The 21783-nt window shown below is 70.8% G+C and carries 17 protein-coding genes; 13 read left to right on the top strand and 4 right to left on the bottom strand.

The features are described from left to right. Window positions 1-18: 18 nt before the first annotated feature. A complete protein-coding gene (locus tag TFC3_RS21875; RefSeq protein ID WP_067503046.1) occupies window positions 19-843 on the bottom strand; it encodes a patatin-like phospholipase family protein in 825 nt (274 codons plus the stop codon). Beyond that, window positions 840-1019 (bottom strand): hypothetical protein, encoded by a 180-nt coding sequence (locus TFC3_RS21870; RefSeq protein WP_067503042.1) that lies wholly within the window; start codon window positions 1017-1019, stop codon window positions 840-842. The genes TFC3_RS21875 and TFC3_RS21870 overlap by 4 nt, the downstream gene beginning before the upstream one ends. 276 nt (window positions 1020-1295) lie before the next feature. On the opposite strand from TFC3_RS21870, the gene glgX reads away from it, so the two are divergent. The 3 genes from glgX to treZ are packed head-to-tail and all read left to right on the top strand — an operon-like array spanning window position 1296 to window position 7410. Further along, window positions 1296-3407, top strand: coding sequence for a glycogen debranching protein GlgX (gene glgX / locus TFC3_RS21865; RefSeq protein ID WP_067503039.1), 2112 nt, complete (start codon window positions 1296-1298; stop codon window positions 3405-3407). After that, window positions 3407-5680: a malto-oligosyltrehalose synthase gene (gene treY / locus TFC3_RS21860; RefSeq protein ID WP_067503036.1), complete on the top strand. Its 2274-nt coding sequence runs from the start codon at window positions 3407-3409 to the stop codon at window positions 5678-5680. Before glgX ends, treY begins: the two co-directional genes overlap by 1 nt. Next, window positions 5677-7410: a malto-oligosyltrehalose trehalohydrolase gene (gene treZ, locus TFC3_RS21855; RefSeq protein WP_067503033.1), complete on the top strand. Its 1734-nt coding sequence runs from the start codon at window positions 5677-5679 to the stop codon at window positions 7408-7410. Before treY ends, treZ begins: the two co-directional genes overlap by 4 nt. Window positions 7411-7475: 65 nt before the next feature. Here treZ and TFC3_RS21850 read toward each other — a convergent pair whose 3' ends face one another. Further along, on the bottom strand, window positions 7476-8177 hold the full coding sequence (locus tag TFC3_RS21850) for a hypothetical protein (RefSeq protein WP_067503030.1): 702 nt from the start codon (window positions 8175-8177) through the stop codon (window positions 7476-7478). An 81-nt stretch (window positions 8178-8258) separates the two neighbouring features. Here TFC3_RS21850 and TFC3_RS21845 point away from each other — a divergent pair, with 81 nt between their 5' ends. The 5 genes from TFC3_RS21845 to TFC3_RS38175 all read left to right on the top strand — a co-directional run bounded on the left by TFC3_RS21845 (window position 8259) and on the right by TFC3_RS38175 (window position 14545). Further along, window positions 8259-9371: a transporter substrate-binding domain-containing protein gene (locus tag TFC3_RS21845; protein WP_082772215.1), complete on the top strand. Its 1113-nt coding sequence runs from the start codon at window positions 8259-8261 to the stop codon at window positions 9369-9371. Further along, a complete protein-coding gene (locus tag TFC3_RS21840) occupies window positions 9368-10411 on the top strand; it encodes a hypothetical protein (RefSeq protein ID WP_067503027.1) in 1044 nt (347 codons plus the stop codon). Before TFC3_RS21845 ends, TFC3_RS21840 begins: the two co-directional genes overlap by 4 nt. Window positions 10412-10502: 91 nt before the next feature. Further along, window positions 10503-11225 (top strand): PP2C family serine/threonine-protein phosphatase, encoded by a 723-nt coding sequence (locus tag TFC3_RS21835; RefSeq protein ID WP_067503024.1) that lies wholly within the window; start codon window positions 10503-10505, stop codon window positions 11223-11225. 102 nt (window positions 11226-11327) lie between these two features. Further along, entirely contained in the window at window positions 11328-13826 is a 2499-nt protein-coding gene (locus TFC3_RS21830) for a bifunctional diguanylate cyclase/phosphodiesterase (protein WP_236718247.1), read from the top strand. Between the two features lie 113 nt (window positions 13827-13939). Beyond that, complete coding sequence (locus TFC3_RS38175) at window positions 13940-14545, top strand: hypothetical protein (protein ID WP_161952653.1); 606 nt, start codon at window positions 13940-13942, stop codon at window positions 14543-14545. Between the two features lie 91 nt (window positions 14546-14636). Here TFC3_RS38175 and hrpB read toward each other — a convergent pair whose 3' ends face one another. Beyond that, complete coding sequence (hrpB, locus tag TFC3_RS21820) at window positions 14637-17108, bottom strand: ATP-dependent helicase HrpB (RefSeq protein WP_067503019.1); 2472 nt, start codon at window positions 17106-17108, stop codon at window positions 14637-14639. A 28-nt stretch (window positions 17109-17136) separates the two neighbouring features. Between hrpB and uraD the strand changes: the two genes are divergently transcribed. The 5 genes from uraD to TFC3_RS21795 all read left to right on the top strand — a co-directional run bounded on the left by uraD (window position 17137) and on the right by TFC3_RS21795 (window position 21779). Beyond that, complete coding sequence (gene uraD, locus TFC3_RS21815; RefSeq protein ID WP_236718246.1) at window positions 17137-17631, top strand: 2-oxo-4-hydroxy-4-carboxy-5-ureidoimidazoline decarboxylase; 495 nt, start codon at window positions 17137-17139, stop codon at window positions 17629-17631. Continuing rightward, on the top strand, window positions 17628-17951 hold the full coding sequence (uraH, locus tag TFC3_RS21810) for a hydroxyisourate hydrolase (protein WP_067503013.1): 324 nt from the start codon (window positions 17628-17630) through the stop codon (window positions 17949-17951). Before uraD ends, uraH begins: the two co-directional genes overlap by 4 nt. A gap of 6 nt (window positions 17952-17957) precedes the next feature. After that, complete coding sequence (gene pucL, locus TFC3_RS21805; protein ID WP_067503009.1) at window positions 17958-18818, top strand: factor-independent urate hydroxylase; 861 nt, start codon at window positions 17958-17960, stop codon at window positions 18816-18818. After that, complete coding sequence (locus TFC3_RS21800; RefSeq protein WP_067507220.1) at window positions 18815-20155, top strand: 8-oxoguanine deaminase; 1341 nt, start codon at window positions 18815-18817, stop codon at window positions 20153-20155. Before pucL ends, TFC3_RS21800 begins: the two co-directional genes overlap by 4 nt. A 163-nt stretch (window positions 20156-20318) precedes the next feature. Beyond that, complete coding sequence (locus tag TFC3_RS21795) at window positions 20319-21779, top strand: DUF1996 domain-containing protein (protein WP_236718245.1); 1461 nt, start codon at window positions 20319-20321, stop codon at window positions 21777-21779. The last annotated feature ends 4 nt before the right edge of the window (window positions 21780-21783 follow it).

Raw genomic sequence — 21783 nt, 5'->3', positions numbered from 1 at the left:
ATCGGCAAGCCGGCACCGTCATGACCAGGTCGCCTTGACGGATTCGGCGACGGCCTTGGCTTGTTCGATGCCGGCGGCCAGGCCGTGGGCGCGCCGGCCCGGGTCGAGGACGTTGCCGCCCAGGGCTGCGCGGGCGGTTGAGTCCGGCGTCAGCAGCAGCGACCGGGGGGCGTTCAGCTCGGCCAGTTCGGCCTGCGGGGTGGCGCGCAGCATGCCGCCTCCGCTGGGGGCCAGCACGATCGCCGCGTCGGCCCCCGCGGCGAGGTCCGCGTTGACGACCGCGTGCACGCCGCCGTCCATGTGGTAGCTGCCGGCGAGGTGGACCGGGGGGAACACCCCGGGCAGGGCGCAACTCGCCGCCACAGCCGAGGGCAGGGGGACCTGCGCACTGGCATCCCAGGCGACCCGCTCGCCGGTTTCGGTGTCGACGGTGGTGACCACCAATCGGGGGCTGGCCGGCCAGGTGTGCACCGGCAGGTGGTCGGCGAAGCGGGCGATGTGCGGGCCTTCGTCGCCGACCGGGGCGCGCCGGGCCAGCGTGCCGAGCCGGGCGCGCAGCTGGGTGGGGGAGAGGTTGCCCGCGGTGAGCAGGCTGAACCCCTCGGCCATCAGGCCCGGGTCGATGCGCGGGGACAGTTCGATCTCGATCTCCGCGGCGGTGGCGATGGCCTCGTCCAGGTCGGCGCCGGTGGCCAGCAGGGCCCCCACGAACGCGCCGGCCGAGGTGCCCACGATCAGGTCGGCTTCGCCCAGCTCGATGCCGAGGCGGCGCAGACCGGCCAGCAGGCCGAGTTCCCAGACGATGCCGGTGATGCCGCCGCCACCGAGGATGAGTGCCTTCATGCTGGTGAGCCTTCCAGGTCGGCCGGCGCGAGAACGGCCTCGCGGGCGGTCAGCGGCACGTCGAGGTGCTCGCGCCACATGATCGCGGTGTGCGCGACCAGCCGTTCATGCTCGCCGCCGCCATCCGTGGCCGGCGACCCGCAGGTCTGGGGACCAGCCATGATCGGCTGGGTCATGACTGTCTTTGATCACGTGACGGCACGCTTCCTGGTTGCTCGAAACGCCCGAAATCAAACCTCCCTTCTGAGGTGACCGCCCCTACATCACCCAGGGCATATAACCCATTCCAGTGGGTAAGCGAGCCTCGTGCCACCCTCGGGGGCTGCATCGGTGAGAATGACCGTGGACGCGCCGCGCAAGGATTAACGCCGGGCGAAGCGGGGAAACGGTGCCCCGCTCGCGGCGACGCCTCGCGGCTGCGGGCACCGACGGTCAAGGGTGGGAGCAAACAGATGCAGGTGTGGCCGGGTCACCGGTATCCGCTGGGCGCAACGTACGACGGGACGGGCACCAACTTCGCGATCTTCTCCGAGGTCGCCGAGGCCGTGGAGCTGTGCCTGTTCGACGCGTCCGGCAACGAGCGCAAGGTTCAGCTGCACGAGCAGGACGCGTTCGTCTGGCACGCCTACCTGCCGGGTGTGGAACCCGGCCAGCGGTACGGCTATCGCGTCTACGGGCCCTACGACCCGTCGCGCGGGTTGCGGTGCAATCCGCACAAGCTGCTGCTCGACCCGTACGCGCGTGCGGTGGACTCGGACATCGACTGGCACCCGTCGCTGTACGCGTACGACTTCGACAACCCCGATTCGATGTCCGACCTGGACAGCGCGCCGCACATGGCCAAGGGCGTGGTCGTCAACCCGTACTTCGACTGGGGCAACGACCGGCGCCCGGACATCCCGTACCACCACTCGGTGATCTACGAAACCCACGTCAAGGGGCTGACCGAGCGGCACCCCGAGGTGCCCAAGGACATGCGCGGCACGTACGCGGCGATCGGGCACCCGGCGGTCATCGAGCACCTGGCCAAGCTGGGGGTGACCGCGGTCGAGCTGATGCCGGTGCACCAGTTCGTGCACGACAACCGCCTCGCCGACCTGGGCCTGCGCAACTACTGGGGCTACAACACGCTGGGCTTCTTCGCGCCCTACCACGGCTACTCGGCGATGGGTGCGCTGGGCCAGCAGACCCAGGAGTTCCGCGGCATGGTCAAGGCGCTGCACGCGGCCGGCATGGAAGTCATCCTCGACGTGGTCTACAACCACACCGCCGAGGGCAACCACCTCGGGCCGACGATGAGCCTCAAGGGCATCGACAACCGCACGTACTACCGGCTCGTCGAGGACCAGCCGAACTTCTACATGGACTACACCGGCACCGGCAACAGCCTCAACGTGCGCAGCCCGCAGAGCCTGCAGCTGATCATGGACTCGCTGCGCTACTGGGTCACCGAGATGCACGTCGACGGCTTCCGCTTCGACCTGGCATCCACCCTGGCCCGCGAGTTCTACGACGTGGACCGGCTGAGTACCTTCTTCGAGGTGGTCCAGCAGGACCCGGTGGTCGGGCAGGTCAAGCTGATCGCCGAGCCGTGGGACGTCGGCCCGGGCGGCTACCAGGTCGGCAACTTCCCGCCCAACTGGACGGAATGGAACGGCAAGTACCGCGACATCGTGCGTGACTTCTGGCGCGGGGAGCCGGCTACCCTGGCCGAGTTTGCCAGCCGCATCACCGGCTCGGCCGACCTGTACCAGGACGACGGCCGCAAGCCGTTCCACTCGATCAACTTCGTCACCGCGCACGACGGGTTCACGCTCAACGACCTGGTCAGCTACAACGACAAGCACAACGAGGCCAACGGCGAGGAGAACCGCGACGGCGAGAGCCACAACCGGTCCTGGAACTGCGGCGTCGAGGGCCCGACCGACGACCGGGCGGTGCTGGAGCTGCGGGCCAAGCAGCGGCGCAACTTCCTGGCCACGCTGATGCTCAGCCAGGGCGTGCCGATGATCTCGCACGGCGACGAGCTGGGCCGAACCCAGCAGGGCAACAACAACGCGTACTGCCAGGACGACGAGATCAGCTGGATCGACTGGGAGAACGCCGACGAGACGCTGCTGGAGTTCACCCGCAAGCTGACCGCGTTCCGCCACCGCCACCAGGTGTTCCAGCGGCGGCGCTTCTTCACCGGCCTGCCGGTCACCGCGCGCGGCGGCGGCGACCCGCTGCCCGACCTGGAATGGTTCACCCCCGACGGGCGCCAGATGGCCGGCGACGACTGGGGTAACGACTTCGGCCGGGCGGTAGCGCTGTTCGTCAACGGCGAGGGCATCCGTGAGCGCGGCCAGTACGGTCAGCGTCACGTGGACAGCTCGTTCCTGCTGTTCTTCAACGCCCACGATGCCCCGATCGAGTTCGTCACGCCACCGTCTGAATACGGCGAGAAGTGGGAAAAGGTCATCGAGACGGCCGAACCATCGCCGGAGCGCCCCACCGTGGTGAAGGCGGCTTCCAAGATCCTCGTGCCCGACCGCTCGCTCATCGTGTTGGACAGGACGGTTTGATGCATCCATCTGGTACCTACCGCGTCCAGATCCGCCCCGAATTCCCGCTCAAGGCCACCGCCGAGCTGGCCGACTACCTGGCCGACCTCGGGGTCAGCCACCTCTACACCGCGCCGCTGCTCACCGCCGCACCCGGCTCCGAGCACGGCTACGACGTGGTGGACCACAGCCAGGTCTCGCCGGCGCTGGGCGGGGAGGAGGGCCGGGTCGCGCTCAAGGCCGCCCTCGATGCCGCCGGGCTCGGCCTGGTCGTCGACATCGTGCCGAACCACGCGGGGGTGGCCGTGCCGGCCGCAAACCCGACCTGGTGGGACGTGCTCAAGAACGGCAAGGACTCGGCGTACGCGAAGTTCTACGACATCGACTGGGACCGCGGCCGGGTGCTGATCCCGGTGCTGGCCGACGACCCCGACGCGCTGGACGAGCTGCGCGTTGAGGACGGCGAGCTGCACTACTACGACAAGCGCTATCCGATCGCCGAGGGCACCGGTGAGGGCAGCGCCCGCGAGGTGCACGACCGGCAGCACTACGAGCTGGTCAACTGGACCCGCGGCGACGCCGAGCTGACCTACCGCCGGTTCTTCGCGATCGTCGACCTGGCCGGGTTGCGCGTCGAGGACCCCGAGGTCTTCGAGGCCACCCACAAGGAATTCCTGCGGTGGTACGCCGAGGGCGCCGTGCAGGGTCTGCGCGTCGACCACCCGGACGGACTGCGTGACCCCGGGGAGTATCTGCGCCGGTTGCACGAGGCTGCCCCGGACGCGTGGCTCGTGGTGGAGAAGATCCTCGAACCCGGCGAGGAGATGCCGGACTGGCCGGTCGCCGGCACCACCGGCTACGACGCGCTCGCCGAGGTCGGCGGGGTGTTCGTGGACTCGACCACCGAGCGCTTCTTCGACACCCTCGACCACCACCTGACCGGCGGCGACACGAGCTGGCAGAACCTGGTCCACGACTGCAAGTACCACCTGGCCACCACGCAACTGGCCGCCGAGCTGGCCCGCATGGCCCGCCTCGCTCCCGAGATCGAGGCCGCTGAGCGGGGCCTGGCCGAGCTGGCCGCGTGCTTCCCGGTCTACCGCTCGTACCTGCCGTTCGGCTCGCGGCACCTGGCCAAGGCGAGGGCCGAGGCCGGTCGGCGCCGCCCCGGGCTGATCCCGGCGCTCGACCAGCTCACCGCGCGGCTGCGCAACTCCGGCGACGAGCTGGCGGTGCGGTTCCAGCAGTACACCGGTGCGGTGATGGCCAAGGGCGTGGAGGACACCGCGTTCTACCGCTACACCCGGTTCACCGCGCGCAACGAGGTGGGCAACGACCCGGCGAAGTTCGGCGTCACCACCGACGAGTTCCACGACAGCACCACCGAGCGGCAGCGGCGCTGGCCCGAGGGCATGACGTCACTGTCGACCCATGACACCAAGCGCAGCGAGGACGTACGGGCCCGGCTCACCGTGCTCTCCGAGCTGCCCGGTGACTGGACCGAGGTGGTGCGCCGCTGGGTGCGGATCAACCCGCTGCCCGACCCGGCACTGGCCCACCTGATCTGGCAGGCCGCCGTGGGTGCGTGGCCGCTGGAGCGCGAGCGGCTGCAGGCGTACGCGTTGAAGGCCGCCCGGGAAGGCGCGGTCGGCACGAGCTGGACCAGCCCGAACGAGAACTTCGAGACCGCGCTGCGCGAGATGGTCGACAAGATGTACGACGACCCGGCGCTCAACGCGGAGATCACCGGGTTCGTCGAGTCGATCACCGGCCCCGGCTGGTCGAACTCGCTGGGCCAGAAGCTGGTGCAGCTCACCATGCCCGGCGTCCCCGACGTCTACCAGGGCACCGAGCTGTGGGACTTCTCGCTGGTCGACCCGGACAACCGCCGCCCGGTGGACTTCGCGCTGCGCCGCGAGCTGCTCAACCGACTCGACGACGGGTGGCAGCCGCCGATCGATGACAGCGGTGCCGCCAAGCTGCTGGTGACCAGCCGCATCCTGCGCCTGCGCCGGCAACGCCCGGAGCTGTTCGCCTCCTACAAGCCGCTGTTCGCCAGCGGCCGGGTGGCCGAGCACGTGCTGGCCTACGACCGCGGCGGCGTGGTGGCGCTGGCCACCCGGCTGCCGGTCGGATTGTCACGTCACGGCGGCTGGCACGACACCACCCTGTCACTTGACGGCAACACGTGGACGGAAGTCTTCACGGGCACCAGCTTCGGCGGAGATCGCCTTGCGGTGGCCGACTTGCTGCACACGTACCCGGTCGCCTTGCTGGTGAAGGAGTCACAGTGACCGTCTTTGAGGTGTGGGTTCCCGAGAAGACCGTCAAGCTGCGGATCGACGGGACTGATCGGGACATGGAACGCGGGGATGACGGGTGGTGGCGCCTCGACGTGCCCGACGCCGGCCCCGGCACCGACTACTCGTACGTTCTGACAGAACACGACAGTCCCCTTCCTGACCCGCGGTCCAAGTGGCAGCCTGACGGGGTGCACGGCCCCAGCCGGGTGTACGACCACGCGGCCTACCCCTGGTCCGACGGTGCCTGGACCGGCCGTCAGCTACCGGGCTCCGTCCTCTACGAGCTGCACGTCGGCACCTTCACCCCGCAAGGCACCTTCGACGCCGCCGTCGAGCGCCTGGACCACCTCGTCGAGCTCGGCATCGACATGGTGGAGCTGCTGCCGGTCAACTCGTTCAACGGCGAGTACAACTGGGGCTATGACGGCGTCTGCTGGTTCGCCCCGCACGAGGCGTACGGCGGCCCGGACGGGTTGAAGCGCTTTGTCGACGCCTGCCACCAGCGCGGGCTCGGTGTGGTGCTGGACGTGGTCTACAACCACTTCGGCCCCAGCGGCGCGTACGCCCCCATGTTCGCGCCCTACCTCAGCTCGGCCGGCGCCAACCCGTGGGGCGACTCGGTGAACCTCGACGGCCCCGAGTCCGAGGAGGTGCGCCGCTACATCATCGACAGCGTGCTCTCCTGGCTGCGCGACTACCACGTGGACGCGCTGCGCCTGGACGCCGTGCACGCGCTGGTCGACCACAATGCCGTGCACCTGCTTGAGCAGATGGCCGTCGAGGTGGATAGCCTGTCGGTGCATGTGGGCCGCCCGCTGGCGCTGATCGCCGAGTCGGATCTCAACGATCCCAAGCTCATCACGCCGCGTGCGGCCACCGGATACGGCCTGGACGCGCAGTGGGCCGACGACGTGCACCACGCGCTGCACACGCTGCTGACCGGGGAACGGCAGGGCTACTACGGCGACTTCGGCTCGCTGGAATGCCTGGAGACGGTGCTGACCAGCGCGTTTTTCCACGCCGGAACCTGGTCGAGCTTCCGTCGCCGCAACCACGGGCGCCCGGTCGACCGGACCCGGGTGCCGGGTCACCGCTTTGTGGCGTACCTGCAGAATCATGACCAGATCGGTAACCGGGCTATCGGCGACCGGCTGTCCGCGACCCTGTCCCCGGGCCTGCTGAAGATCGGCGCGACGCTGCTGCTGACCTCGCCCTTCACGCCGATGCTGTTCATGGGCGAGGAGTGGGCGGCCAGCAACCCGTGGCAGTTCTTCACCAGTCACCCGGAACCCGAACTGGCCGAAGCGGTGCAAACCGGGCGCCGCCGCGAGTTCGCCTCGCACGGCTGGGCCGAGACCGAGGTGCCCGACCCGCAGGATCCGGCCACCTTCCAGCGCTCCAAACTGGACTGGTCCGAGCTGGGCAAGCCGGGTCACGCGGAGATCCTCGATCTCTACAAGCGGCTGATCACGCTGCGCCGCGAGCACACCGACCTGACCGACCCCCGCCTGGACAAGGTCGAGGTCTGGCACGGCGACCAGTACGTGGTGATGCGCCGCGGCCGCTGCCTGGTGGCCGCCAACCTCGCCGCTGTCCCGCAAACGGTGAGCCTGAAGGCGGTGCCGAGCAAGGTGCTGCTGGCCACCGAACCGGGCGTGGTCCTGCAACGCGACCGCGTCGAGCTGCCCGCCGAAACCGCCGTGGTGGTGTACGCCCGCTGACGTAGCGCCGGTGCCGTGACTGCGAGATCCCGACGTCACGGCACCGGCTACCGTCCGCTCTCGCCCTACCCGGCCGGCGGGTGCTGGTGGCGCCAGCGCTGGCTCAGGCGGTAGGCCGGGGCTCGGGTGGCGTGGATCAACCCCGTGGGGTGCAGGTCGGCCGGGGCGTTGGCGGGGTTGAAGCCGAGTGCCGCGTCGGTGGCCCCGGTGAGCAGGTCGCCGAAGATCACGCGGCCGAACACCCGGCCGGTGCCATCCTTGAGCAGCAGTCGCGCGCCGTCGTCGGCGGCCGCCGTGACGACCGATTCGAGGGTACGTCCAAGGCTCGCGCTTTCCGGATCGCACGTGACGGCCAGGTACAACTTCTGCCCCGAGCCCGTCCGGTAACCGGTGATCGTGCCGTACCTGGTGTCGAAGGAGCGCCGCGGGGCCGGCAGGTGCCTGGTCAACCGGTGCTGACCGGCGGTGGAGAACAGCAGATCGGTGCGGCGACCGGCGACCGGGCCGTGCACCCGCAGCGCCACGCCCAGCACGTCGGGCCAGCCCGGTGGGGTGCCGCCGCCCTTGGAGACCCGTACCGTCACCGGGTGCCGGGCCGGCCGGTCCAGCAGGTTGGCGCCGATGGGGGCGCCCCCGCCGAAGATCTCCAGGCAGCCGGTGAACGAGCGGCCGTCGGGATGCAGCGACCGCTGATGGCGTGAGCGCGCGATGCGGACGCCGGCGGCCCCCACCACGCCGGCGATCACCAGAGCCCGTGCGACCTTCATGCGCCGCGGGTACCCCTTCCTGTCGCACCCATGCGCCACCATGATGATGGCGACACCGGGTCGATCATGGACGGGAGGCCCATGCACGTTCGTAAAGTCGTGATCCGCCGGCCACCGCGGCCGCGCCGGCAGCTTCCGCTGGGCAGTGGTCCCCGCGCGCGGCGGGGGGAGCGGGCACTGGAGGGTCTGAGGCGTACGTTCACCCTGCCCGAGCAGACCGTGCGCTCGTTCGGTGCCTCGCTGGCGCCGTGGCGGCTCGCGGGCATCGGAGTGGTGCTGGTGCTGGTGCTCGCCTTCTCCTGGGTGCGGCTGTTCCACCTCGGGCCGCCGTCCATCGAGGATCTGCGCCGCAGCGCCGGGATCGACGAGTGGACCACGCTGCCCATCGGGGTCAAGGACGATCAGCCGGGGGTGGCCTACCGCGACCCGGAGTACGGTACGTGGAGCGGTTTCGACATCGACATCGCGTACATGATCGCCGAGGATCTCGGGTTCCGCCGCGACGAGGTGCGGTTCTACGGCATCGAGAGCGAGGACCGGTCCCGGATGGAGGCCACCGACCTCGAGCAGAACCCGGTGCCGGTCAAGCTGGTGATCGCGAGCTACAGCATCACCAAGGAGCGCGAGGACATGCCCAACGTGATGTTCTCCGAGTCGTACCTGCACACCGAGCAGTCGGTGATCACCTTGCACGGCCATCCGCCGGTGGCCAGCCTGGAGGAGTTCGCCGGCAAGACGGTGTGCACGCTGTCCGCCTCGACCAGTGCCACCACTGCCGAAAAGTCCGGCGCTGAGCTCGTACGGCGAAATCGTGTCTCTGAATGTTTTCAGTTGCTCGACAAAGCTGATGTCGACGCGGTCAGCACCGATGCGGCGATCCTGGGTGGCTACAAGTTCCTGCACCCGGCCAAGTACGACCACTGGGACCTCGGCGACGACAGAACCGAGCCGTGGGGGGTCAGCGTGGGTGCCAACGAGGCGTTGCGGGACCTGGTGAACGTGACGCTGTACCGCTCCTGCACCGATCCCAAGGACAACCGCTGGGAGACCGCGTACGCCAGGAACTTCATCCCCGAGGCACCGTTGCAGACCAGCGCGCCGGGTAAACCGCTGACCCCGCTGGCCCGCCCGCAGCAGCCGGTCACCAAGCGGCCCGATGTCCGCGAGCTGCCGTGGGAGGACCTGACCCCATGAGCGTTGAGGTGATCGACCGCCGCCCCCGGTTGCGCCGCGCCCAGCTCAACTGGCTGCTGACCGCGCTGCCTGCCTTCCCGCTGGTGCTGCTCGTGCTGCGGCTGTGGTACCTGAGCCGGCAGGACCTGCCCACGATGCTGCTGCTCGTGCAGTACGTCAGCCCGCTCGGCATGATCAGTGCCCTGATCATCGCGCTGATCGGGATCATTCCGGCAATCGTGCTCGTGCTGCGTACCCTCGGCGGCATTCTGCTGGTCAGCTCGCCCGACCCGAACGAAGCGGCCCGCCGTTCGCTGCTGGGTCTGACCGCATTGCGGATGCCCGACTGGGTGGTGGTGCTGGCCGTGGGCCTGGCCGGGTTCACCTGGCAGATGCGGATGCTGCCGGCGCTGCTCATGCTGGTGGTCGCGATCCTCGGGCTGACCGCGGTGCAGCGCTTCCCGGGCGAGCGGCGGATGCTGGTGGTGGCCACCCTGGCCGTACCGATCGCGCTCGGTGTGGTCGAGCTGATCTGGGTGTGGCCGGGCATCCGGGTGGCCCTGTCCGCCGGCGAGACGAGCACCGCACTGCTGCTGGTCGTGCCGCCGCTGCTGGGCTGGTTGCTGACCGGTCCGGTGCCCCCGCGTGCCGCCCGGCTGGCCACCCACTGGCCCGCGGTTCTGGCCACCCTGGCCGCTCCGATCGTGGTGGGGGCGCTGTTCCTGCGAGCGCCGGTGCTGCCCAACAGCGCCGTGGAAATCGACGACGGGGCAGGCATCCGAGTGGTACGAGGACAGCTCGTCACCGTCGATGACACCGCCACCACCGTGCTGCAGCGTGGTGGCGACGTGGTGTTCATCCCCAACGCCCAAGTACGCTCCAAGACCTTGTGCCCCGAACCCGTGCGGGCACAGCACAGCCGGATCACCGTACGGGGCTGGGCGGTCGACGAGTCCGCACTCGAATGGGCCGCCCCGACCCGGCCGGTGACCGGCGAGGTGGATCCGCGCTGCCTCGGGCGGGCGCTGGAGCCGACGACAACCAAGGGGGTGGGCCGGTGATCATCCAATTTACGCAGGTGAACGGGCTTTGTTGCGGCGCGCCGCCGACCGCGTGCAGACACGGTGGAGCCGACCTGGCAGGCTGCACGCCATGACCTTGCACCTGCGGTGGGCGGCCGTCACCGATAGAGGCCACGTGCGAAGCAACAACCAGGACTGTCATTACGCCGGCGACCGGCTGCTGGTTGTCGCCGACGGCATGGGTGGCATGGCCGCCGGGGACGTGGCGAGCCGCATCGCCGTGGAGGCCATGGCCTCGCTCGACGTGCCGATCGACAACGACCATCAGATGGACGCGCTGCACAAGGCGCTCGAGGTGGCAAACGGCCGGATCGCCGAGACCGTGCAGGGCGACGCGGCGCTGCAGGGCATGGGCACCACGCTGACGGCCGTGATCTTCTCGGGCGACCGGGCGGCCCTGGCCCACGTCGGCGACAGCCGGGCCTACCTGCTGCGCGACGGCCGGCTCAACCAGCTGACCAAGGACGACACGTACGTACAGATGCTCGTCGACCAGGGCCTGATCCGGCCCGAGGAGGCGGCCGGGCATCCGCGGCGGGCGGTGGTCACCCAGGCGCTGCAGGGTGAACCGGTCAGCCCGTCGTACGTAATCGTGGAACCCGAGGAAGGCGACCGCTGGCTGCTGTGCAGCGACGGGCTGACCGGCCCGGTGCCCGCCGAGCGCATCGAGGCGGAGCTGCTCACCTGCCCCGACGCGCAGACGTGCGCCGAACGCCTGGTCGACCTCGCGCTGCAGGGCGGCGGACCCGACAACATCACGGTGATTGTCGCCGATCTGAGCCTGCGAGGCTGATGGTCCGCCGGTGAGCGGCGCGGGGTGCTGGCAGGGCCCGGGACTGCGGTACGTTACTGCGGTCGCTCCCATTCCTCTGCTGGTGCGCGGGTGGTGATTCGCTTGACGGGAACCGCGCTGCGGGTGGGCGCCCGCACGCCGCTCACGCTGGTGCTCGCCGTCACCGGCGCGGTCGTCGTGACGCTCGTCGGCGCGCTGGCCATCCCGGCCGGCTCCGGCCAGCGGCTCTACAACGACGCCGCCCAGCTGGCCGCCGGGGCGCTCGCCGCGTTCGTCTGCCTCACCGCCGCGCGCGAGCACCGCGGCCTGCGATCGCGCTGGCGCACCCTGCTCGGCTTCGGGCTGACCGGTTGGACGCTGGCCCGGTTGTGGTGGGTCGCGCGCGACGTGCTCGACCCGGGCCGCGCCACGGGGGTGGGCCCGGCCGACTTCGGGTTCCTGATCCTGCCGGTGTGCGTGTTCCTGGCCCTGCTCGCGATGTCGGCCGCCCTGCCCCGGCCGGTGCGTGCGTCGCTGCCCCGCGACCGGGTCGTGCTGGTCATCGACAGCGTGCTGATCACCGGCTCGCTGGTCGCGCTGGCCTGGTCGGCCCTGCCGCACAGGGTTTTTCGCGAGGTGGGGGAGAGCCCCTGGGCCGCCGGGGTGGCCGCGGCCTACCCGGTCGCCGACCTGGTCCTGATCGTGATGGCGTTGCTGGTGCTGGCATCCCGGCCGACGTGGCGCCCGGCGCGGGCCACGCTGATGCTGGCCGTGGCGGGTCTGGTCGCGCTTGGCTGCTCCGATACGGTACGGCTGCTGACCCTGAGCACCGGCACGCTCACCCCGCTGCAGGCCACGGGCTATCTGCTCGGCCCGGCCCTGCTCGCCGTGGCTGCGCTGACCAACCCGGGCACCGCCGCGCCGCCCGCCGTGGACAAACTCGAAGCCGACTGGCTGCACCTGATCCTGCCGTACGTGCCGGTGGTGGCGACCGGGATTGTGATCGCGGTGCGCACCGGGGCGGGCGGGCAGCTGACGTCGTACGAGGCGTATCTGGGGTGGCTGGGGTTGGGCCTGGTCGTGGCCCGGCAGATGTTCACCATCGTCGACAACACCGTGTTGCTGGCGCGGGTGTCCGAGGGTCAGGAGCGGCTGCACCACCAGGCCTACCATGATCCGCTGACCGGGCTGGCCAACCGGGCGCTGTTCCGCGAACGGCTGGCGCTGGCGCTGGATTCGTACCGTTATCAGGGCCTTCCGGTAGCTTTGATCTTCGCAGATCTCGACGACTTCAAGCTCATCAACGACAGCTTCGGCCACGCCATCGGCGACCGCCTGCTGCGCGCCATCGCCGACCGCCTGCGCACCTGCGTAGGCCCTGCCGACCTGGTGGCCCGTCTGGGCGGCGACGAATTCGCCGTGCTGCTCGAACACCGCGCCGGCGAGGCCGACCCGATCGCCGAGGCCATGCTCGCCGCCCTGCGCGCACCGTTCGAACTGGACGGCCACACCGTCGCCATCAGCGCCAGCCTCGGTCTGGTCCGCCCCCACCTGGGCGAACGCGACCTCTCCGCCGATATCCTGCTGCGCCGCGCCGACGCCGCCATGTACGCCAGCAAACGCCGCGGTAAGAACGCCCTGGTCCGCTACGCCGGGAGTGCGGACGGTGGCCCCAACGCCGACCTGCCGCACCTGCTGATGCGTGCCCTGGCCGGGTCCCCGGCCGACTACGGCTTCGAGGTCCACTACCAGCCGATCGTCCATCTAGCGGACGAAACGGTTCTGGCGGTGGAGGCCCTGGCCCGCTGGAACGACCCCATCGCCGGCCCGGTCGATCCCGAGGTGTTCGTCACCGTGGCCGAACGCGCCGGCCTGGTAGCCGCCATCGACGACTTCGTCCTGGACCGGGCCTGCTCCGACGCCGCAGCGCTGGCCGCCACCTACGGGCGCCCGATCGACGTGCACGTCAACGTCTCGGCCGCCCGCTTGGGTCAGCACGGACTGGCGCAGGGCGTGCTGGCGGCGTTGCACCGCCACGACGTACCAGCATCCCGCCTGGTAGTCGAGATCACCGAAACCAAGCGCATCCCCGACCTGTCCCGCGCGGTCGAGGTCACCGAAACCCTGCGCCGCCACGGGGTACGGGTAGCCCTCGACGACTTCGGCAGCGGCTACAACGCCCTTGCCCAGCTGCACTCCCTACCCATCGACATCGTCAAACTGGACTCGTCCCTGACCGATGTGGACGTAGCGCCCGAGCGGGCGGGAGCCTTGTGCCGGTCGGTGTTGACCATTTGCGCCGATATGGGGGTCGCGGTGATCGCCGAGGGGATTGAGACGCGGGAGCGGGCGGTGGACTTGGCTGGGCTGGGATGCAAGCTGGGGCAGGGGTATCTGTTCGGGCAGCCGCGGGCGGTGCATCGGCTGGTGGAGGTTGTGCCCGCGCAGCCGGGACCGGATAGGGGTGGCGCGGCTACTTCCGGCCGGGCGCCCTCTCCTTCTGGCGGCGGGCCTGCTCCTTCCGATGCTGCGGCTGTTCCTGCCGGCGGCGGGTCTGCCGGTTCCTCATCTCGATCTCCGGCGGGGACTTCTGCTCGCTGGCGCCCACCTCAAGGGCCCTGACTTTCGTTGCCTAGCCTCCTAGGATGCCCTGTCGGGTGTGAGGATTGGCGAACCGGACTGTGAGGCCGGCCTGCGTCGGCGGCCCGGAAGCGCTGGTCGTCTACTGTGGCCTCGTGCCAGCGTTGCGGGGGGCTTTCACGGGAGCTGCGATCGCCGTCGGCAGCGGCGTGGCCTTGGCCGTCGTGGCGGCGGTGGCCAATGACGTGCCGGTGATGATGAACGAGGTGTGGCTGGCGCGGGCCGATCGTAGCGCCGGGGCGCAGGTGGCCGAGTTCGTCAGCCTGATCCTGGATTCGGGGTGGGCGTGGGCTGCCCTCGCGGTCTTCGCCGGCTGGGCGGTCCACCGCGGGTTGTTGGCCGGGGCGCTCGCCGGTTGCGTCGCGCTGCTGGTCGCGACGTTCGTGTACGACTCCCTCGAGGCCGCCTTCGCCGACGGCCCGGTGTGGGGTTCGGTGCGCCACTTCTGGCTCCTGCAAAGCCTCCTCCTCGGACTACCTCTCGGTGCCATCGGGGCGCTCATCCGGCGCCCGGGGCCGGCCGGGGTGCTGGCTGCGCTGGTCGTGCCCGTGGGTGCGGTCCTCAACATGGCCGTGGTGCCACCGCCCTCGGAGAGCCCGGTCGCCGCCTTGGTCACGGCGACGGTCTGGGTTGCCGCTGTCGCCGTCACCGCCCTGATCCTGCTTCGAGCAAGGTTCAGCGAACGCGCAAGGACAAACTAGGTCGCATGGCGCCCGCCCCGTTTGCGCCCGTCGTCAACGGTGGATACACGGTCACCCACGCCGACCTGTGACCGCCGCCGACCGGCCGCGATCAGCGCGTCCGCGGGTTGAGCCGCCGGGTGGGCTCGGCGGCGGTCGGGTCCTCGGGCCATGGGTGACGCGGATATCGGCCGCGCATCTCGCCGCGCACCTGCGGGTACACGTTCACCCAGAACGACGCGAGGTCGCTGGTCACCGCCAAGGGCCGGCCTGCGGGTGACAGCAGGTGCAGCCGTGCGGGCACCCGGCCCTCGGCCAGGCGCGGTGCGTTCTGCCAGCCGAACGTCTCCTGCAGTTTGACTGCCAGCACCGGCGCGGCCGGGTCGCTGTAGTCGACCCGGATCTTGGAGCCGCTCGGCACCGGCAGGCGTTCCGGGGCCACCTCGTCCAGCCGGCCCGCGACCTGCCACGGCAGCAGCGACCGCAATGCCCCAGCCACATCGATCGCACCCAGATCGGCTCGTCGCCGGGCGCGCCCCAACGGCAGCCACTCAACCAAGGAGGCCGATGTGAGCGCCGCATCTGACACATCCGGCCACGGCTCGCCGAGCGCCGCGTGCGCGAATGCCAGCCGCTGGCGAAGCTCCACTGCCGACCGCGACCAGGTCAACAGCCCCAGCCCCTCCCGTCGTAAGCCCTCGCGCAGCGCTTCCTGCACCAGCTTCGGGTCCGGGTCGGTGATGCGCCGCTCGACAAGGGTGATGGCGCCGAGCCGGTCGACCCGGCGGGCCACCACGTCGCCGTCGATCCAGCCGATTTCGGTGGCGGTAGCGAGCAGGGTGGCCGCCGCCTCGCGGGCGGTGTCCTCGTCGAGCGGGGCGGCGCTGCGGATCCGGGCGGTTCGGGCGCCGGGGGCACGGTCGGCGTCGGCCACGGCCAGCCAGGTCGTTCCGGCCAGCGAGCTGCCGCCGTGCAGCTCGGCCGCGGTGCCACCGGCCATCAGGTACGCCCGGGATCCCGCCTCCCGCGCCCGTGCCACGCGTTCGGGGTACGCCAGCCCCACCACCAGCCCGGCGGCAAGGTCATCCGGTAGCGGAGAAAGCAGCGGAGGAGGAGCGGCAGCGGACACCGCCGACTTCAACCGGCGTACCTCGGACAGCCAGGCCCCGTCGCGCTCACCGCGAGCCCGTCGCCACGCCGCGACCACGTCATCGGATCCGCGGTCGGCATCCAGCAGGGCCACGATCTCCGCGGCCCGTTGCGCCCCCATCACCGCGGCCCCGTCGAGCAGAGCGCGGGCCAGCCGGGGGTGCAGTCCGGCGCCGGCCAGCGACCGTCCCCGCGCGGTGACCCGTCCGTCGGCATCCACCGCCCCGAGCGCCCGCAGTGTGCTCACCGCGGCCTGCAGCGCTCCGGCAGGTGGGGAGTCCGGCAGGGCCAGGCCGGATCCGTCCGGATGGCCCCACAGCGCCAGGTCGAGCGCGAACCCGGTCAGGTCGGCCGCGGCGATCTCCGGTTCGGGTTGGGCCGGTAGCCGCTCGTGCTGGGCCGCCGACCAGCAGCGGTACACCCGGCCGGGGGCTTCTCGACCGGCTCGTCCGGCGCGCTGCTGGGCTCCGGCGCGCGAGACCGGGACGGTCACCAGGGTGCCGAGGCCGCGGTTGTGGTCCATCCGGGGCACCCGGCTCAGCCCGGCGTCGACGACCGCCCGGACGCCGGGGACGGTCAGGCTGCTCTCCGCCACGGCGGTGGCCAGCACCACCCGGCGGGATGCGGACGGGCGGAGGGCGGCGTCCTGGACCGCGGCGGGCTGGCGGCCGTGCAGGGGGACCACGTCGACGCCGAGGCCGCGCAGGTGGCCGGCCACGATGTCGATCTCGCGGGCGCCGGGCAGGAAGGCCAGCACGTCGCCGTCGCCGTCGGTGAGCGCGCGGCGGACGGTGGCGGCAATGTGGTCGAGCAGGCGGGGGTCGACGCGCAGGCCGTGCGGGGGAGTGACCGGTTGCGGTGGTGGGCACCAGCGGACGTCGATCGGGAACAGGGCTGCGTCGGCTTCGACGACGGGGGCGTTGCCGAGGATCGCGGACAAGCGCTGGGATTCGGCGGTGGCCGAGGTGGCGAGCAGGGTGAGCTCGGGGCGCAGGGCCTGGCGGACCTCGATCAGGAAGGCGAGCGCGAGGTCGGTGTCGAGGTGGCGTTCGTGGCACTCGTCGAGGATGACGGCGGCGGTGCCGGACAGGTCGGGGTCGCGGTGCAGGCGGCGCACGAGCACGCCGGTGGTGACCACCTCGATGCGGGTGCGGGCGGAAACTCGGCGCTCACCTCGTACCGTAAATCCGACGTCTTCTCCCACCTGCTGGCCGAGCAGGGACGCCATCCGCCGGGCCGCCGCCCGGGCCGCAACCCGGCGTGGTTCCGCGACCACGATGCGTCCTTCGGTGGTGTCGGCGAGCGCCAGCGGGACCACCGTCGTCTTGCCCGTGCCGGGCGGCGCGACCAGTACCGCGGCGCCTCGATCCTTGAGCGACGCGGCCACCTGCGGCAGCACCGCTGTGATGGGCAGGTCCGGCAGGGCGATCAGCATGAAACCCATTTTCCCGTACGCTCACAGCGTGCGGACGTTCAACTCCCGGCCGACCGGTGAGCTGCTGACAGAGCTGCTCGCCGTGTGTGCCGTGCCGGCCTGGGCAACCGCGGTCGCAGCCGGGCGTCCGTACCCGTCCAAGGATGCAGCGCTCGCCGCCGCGGACTCGGCGGCGCGCCAACTCAGCTGGGCCGAGGTGCTGCAGGGGTTGTCCGCGCACCCGCGAATCGGGGAGCGCGCGGCCGGCGACTCGCACGAAGCAGCCTGGTCACGCCGGGAGCAGTCGGCGGCCGCGGCGAGCGCCGACGAGGTCACCCGGGCCGCGCTGGTCGAGGCGAACCGGGCCTACGAACAGCGCTTCGGGCACGTGTTCCTGATCTTCGCCAGCGGGCGGTCGCAGGCCGAGATCCTGGCCGCCGCGCGGGAACGGCTCGGCCATGACGAGCCGGCCGAACACGCGATCGTGGCCGATGAGCTGCGCAAGATTGCGTTGTTGCGGCTGGAGAGGCTGCTCGGCTCATGATCTCTACCCACATCCTCGACACCGTGACCGGCGATCCGGCGCGGGACGTGGACGTGCGGCTGGAACGCGGTGACGCCGGTGGCTGGCAGCTGATCGATCAGGGGCGCACCGACGGCGACGGGCGGCTGCGCTTCGCGATCACCCCGTCCGAGTGGCGGGCCGGCGCTTATCGACTGATCTTCGCGGTGGCGCCCTGTCTTGGCCCGGACGCGTTCTTCCCGGAGATCACCATCGCGTTCCACGTGGCCGACGCGGACCGGCATCATCACGTGCCGTTGCTGCTGAGCCGGTACGGCTACACCACCTATCGAGGGAGCTGATGGCTCGTGGCGATCGTGCTCGGCGACAACCGGTACGGCAAAGCGGAGACCCGGCTGGTGCGGGTCACGCGGGACGGCGACTCGCACGGGCTGGCCGACGTCAACGTCAGCGTGGCGCTGTCCGGCGACCTGGCCGCCACTCATCTGAGCGGGGACAACTCGGGGGTGCTGCCGACCGACACGATGAAGAACACGGTGTACGCGTTCGCCCGCAGCCACGGCGTGGGTGAGCCGGAGGCGTTCGCGCTGCTGCTGGGCCGCCACTTCGTCGACACGCAGCCGCAGATCACCCGGGCGCGGGTGCGCATCGAGTCGTACGGGTGGGAGCGCCTCGGCCCGCACTCGTTCCGGCGCAAGGGCGACTACGTGCGGACCGCGCAGGTCGACGTGACCGGCGACGGGGTGCAGGTGGTCTCCGGGCTCAAGGACTTCGTGGTGCTCAACTCGACCGACTCGGAGTTCCACGGTTTCGCCACGGACCGGTACACCACCCTGCCGGAGACGACCGACCGGATTCTGGCCACCGCGGTTGACGCACGCTGGCGGCACCTGTCGGACGCGGCGGACTGGGCGGAGTCGTTCGAGGGGGCCAAGGGCGCGTTGGTGAACGCATTCGTGACGACGTACAGCTATGCGCTGCAGCAGACGCTGTACTCGATGGGCAGCCGGGTGCTGGAGCATTGCCCGGAGATAGCCGAGATCCGGCTGGCCCTGCCGAACAAGCACCACTATCTGGTCGACCTGTCCGCGTTCGACCTGGAGAACCCGGGTGAGGTGTTCATCGCCGGCGACCGGCCGTACGGGCTGATCGAAGGAACCGTGACCCGCGACGACGCGCCCCCGGCTCTCGCGGAGTGGCACCCGTGATTGCCATCGAGAACGTCACCGTCGCGACCGTTGACGCCGCCGGGACCGAGTTCGCCGACGGACACGTGGTGGTGGGCGACGACGGCCGGATCGCCGCGGTGGGGGCCGGCTCCTCGGGGGTGCCCGGCGCGCTCGACGGCACCGGCTGCCTGCTCACGCCGGGGCTGGTGAACACGCACCACCACCTGTACCAGTGGGCCACCCGCGGGCTGGCGCAGGACGAGACGCTGTTCGGCTGGCTGCGCACGCTGTACCCGATCTGGGGGCGCATCGACGCCGAGACTGTGGGCGCGGCGGCCGGGGCGGCGCTGGGCTGGCTGGCGTTGTCGGGCTGCACCACCAGCACCGACCACCACTACGTGTTCCCTCGCGACGGCGGTGATGTCCTGGAGGCCGAGATCCTGGCGGCCCGCGAGATCGGGCTGCGGTTCCACCCGGCCCGCGGTTCGATGGATCTCGGGCAGTCCCAGGGTGGTCTGCCGCCGGACCACGTGGTCGAGGACACCGACGCGGCGCTCGCCGCGACCGAGGCCGCCATCGACAAGTGGCACGACCCGTCGCCGGATTCCCTGCTGCAGATCGGGGTCGCGCCGTGCTCGCCGTTCTCGGTCACCTCGCGGCTGATGAGCGAGGCCGCCGAGCTGGCCCGGCACAAGGGGGTCCGGTTGCACACCCACCTCGCCGAGACCGACGACGAGGAGGACTTCTGCCGGGAGAAGTTCGGCTGCACCCCGGTGGAATATGCCGAGCGGCTCGGCTGGCTGGGCGAGGACGTGTGGCTGGCCCACGGCGTGCATCTGGACGACGCATCCGTGGCGAAGCTGGCCGCCACGGGCACCGGCGTGGCGCACTGCCCGAGCTCCAACGCGCGTCTCGGGGCCGGCCTGGCCCGGGTCCGCGAGCTGCTCGACGCCGGGGTGCCGGTCGGGCTGGGCGTGGACGGTTCGGCCTCGCAGGAAGCCGCGCATCTGGGCGAGGAACTACGTCAGGCCCTGTACGTAGCCCGGCTGCGCGGGGGGCCGGGAGCGCTGACCGCCCGCGAGTCGCTACGGCTGGGCACGATGGGCGGCGCGCGACTGCTCGGGCGAGCCGGGGATGTCGGCAGCATCGAAGTCGGTAAGCTCGCCGATCTGGTGCTGTGGCGCCTCGACGGGCTCGGCCACGACGGCATCGATGACAAGGTGGCGGCGCTGGTGCTGGGCCCGCCCGCCCCGGTGGAGCTGGCCCTGGTCGGCGGCAAACCGGTCGTGCGGCGCGGCGAGCTGGTCACCGCGGACGCGGCGGCGCTGACCCGGCGGGCACGCACCGCGCATCGCCGGCTACTCGACGGCGTTTAAGGATCTTTTAAGGTTCCGCGGTCGAGAAAATGTTATTGAAATCCGAAATCGCGGCGACCAGCGGGAGCGGAGGAGGGCCTTCTTAAGTCTTCTTTCCGAAGTTGATACAAGCATGCTGAGCTGCTCATACTCCTTTCCGACAGCAGTGGTGGAAGGGATGGGAATGCACTCCAGGAAGCGAACCCGCATCGTGCTGGCGGCCGCGGTCGCCGCGGCGCTGGGCGGCAGCGGCATTTACATTGCCAGCGCCAGCGCGGAGGAGACCGCGGTGCCGGGCCGGGTGCAGGCCGAGTCGTTCACGGCTCAGTCCGGCGCGCAGACCGAGGGCACCAGCGACGCCGACGGCGGCAAGAACGTCGGCTGGCTGGCCGGCGGCGACTGGCTCAAGTACGACAACGTGTCGATCACCGGGACCGCCCTGAGCGCCCGGATCGCCTCGGACAACAAGGCCGGCGGCTCGATCGAGCTGCACCTTGGCTCGCAGAGCGGCACGCTGCTGGCCACGTTCCCGGTGGCCTCGACCGGCGGCTGGCAGAAGTGGTCGACAGCCACCGCCACGGCGGCCGGCGTGCCCACCGGCCCGCAGACGGTGTTCGCGGTCCTCAGAAGCAGCACCGCCGGCAACTTCGTCAACCTCAACTGGTTCACCTTCGGCGCAGCCGCAGCCTCCCTGGCGCCGTCGGCCTCCCCGGCCCCGTCGACCTCCCCGGCACCGTCGGCCCCCACCCCGTCAGCGAGTGGATCCGCCGGAACCCCGTCGGGCGACGGCTGGGTGACGATGGACCAGGCGGCGTGGAAGAAGCAGGTCGCCGAGTTCGACGCGCTGCCCACCAACACCACCATCCCGGCCGCCAACGTGCGGGTGCCCGAGTTCAACGCCTCCTGCAAGGTCAGCCATTCGGCCAAGGACGACGCGATGGTGTTCCCGAACATGCCGGGCGCCTCGCACATGCACACGTTCCTGGGCAACAGCAGCACCGACGCGTCCACCACGCTCGCCTCGCTGCTGGCGAACAAGAGCACCAGTTGCGCGCCGGCCAACGAGGACCTGTCGGCGTACTGGATCCCCGAGATGACCGAGGACGGCAAGCCGGTCGAGCTGGAGGGTGTGACCGTGTACTACGGCTCGCGCCTGAAGGACACCACCAAGACGATGCCGTTCCCGCAGGGCTTCCGCATGATCCAGGGTGACGCCAAGAAGCAGGCCGGCACCCCCGAGGGCGCCCCGGGCCAGTTCTGGTGTGCCGGGCAGGGCGGCGAAGTCGGCCGCAGCGACGACGGCAACTGGCCGGTGTGCGCGAACACCGCGACCATCACGTACCAGCTCACCTTCCCCGACTGCTGGGACGGCGTGCACCTGGACAGCCCCGACCACAAGTCGCACGTGGGTTACGCCGACGGCCAGGGCGTGTGCAGCGGCAAGTTCCCGGTGGCGATCCCGTCGCTGTCGTTCGTGATCGGCTACCAGACGCACGGCAGCAAGGCCGGGCTCAAGCTGTCCTCGGGCAACGCCTCCTCGATGCACGGCGACGCGTTCTTCGCCTGGGACAACAAGGCCCTGGGCAGCCGGGTCAAGAACTGCATCCGCCAGCGCGCCAAGTGCGACAGCTACGGCAACTTCTGACGCC

It is taken from the genome of Actinoplanes sp. TFC3, from assembly GCF_001553785.1.
Lineage (GTDB): Bacteria > Actinomycetota > Actinomycetes > Mycobacteriales > Micromonosporaceae > Actinoplanes.
Note: the sequence above shows the minus strand (reverse complement) of the source record. Positions and strands in the feature narration are given on the sequence as shown.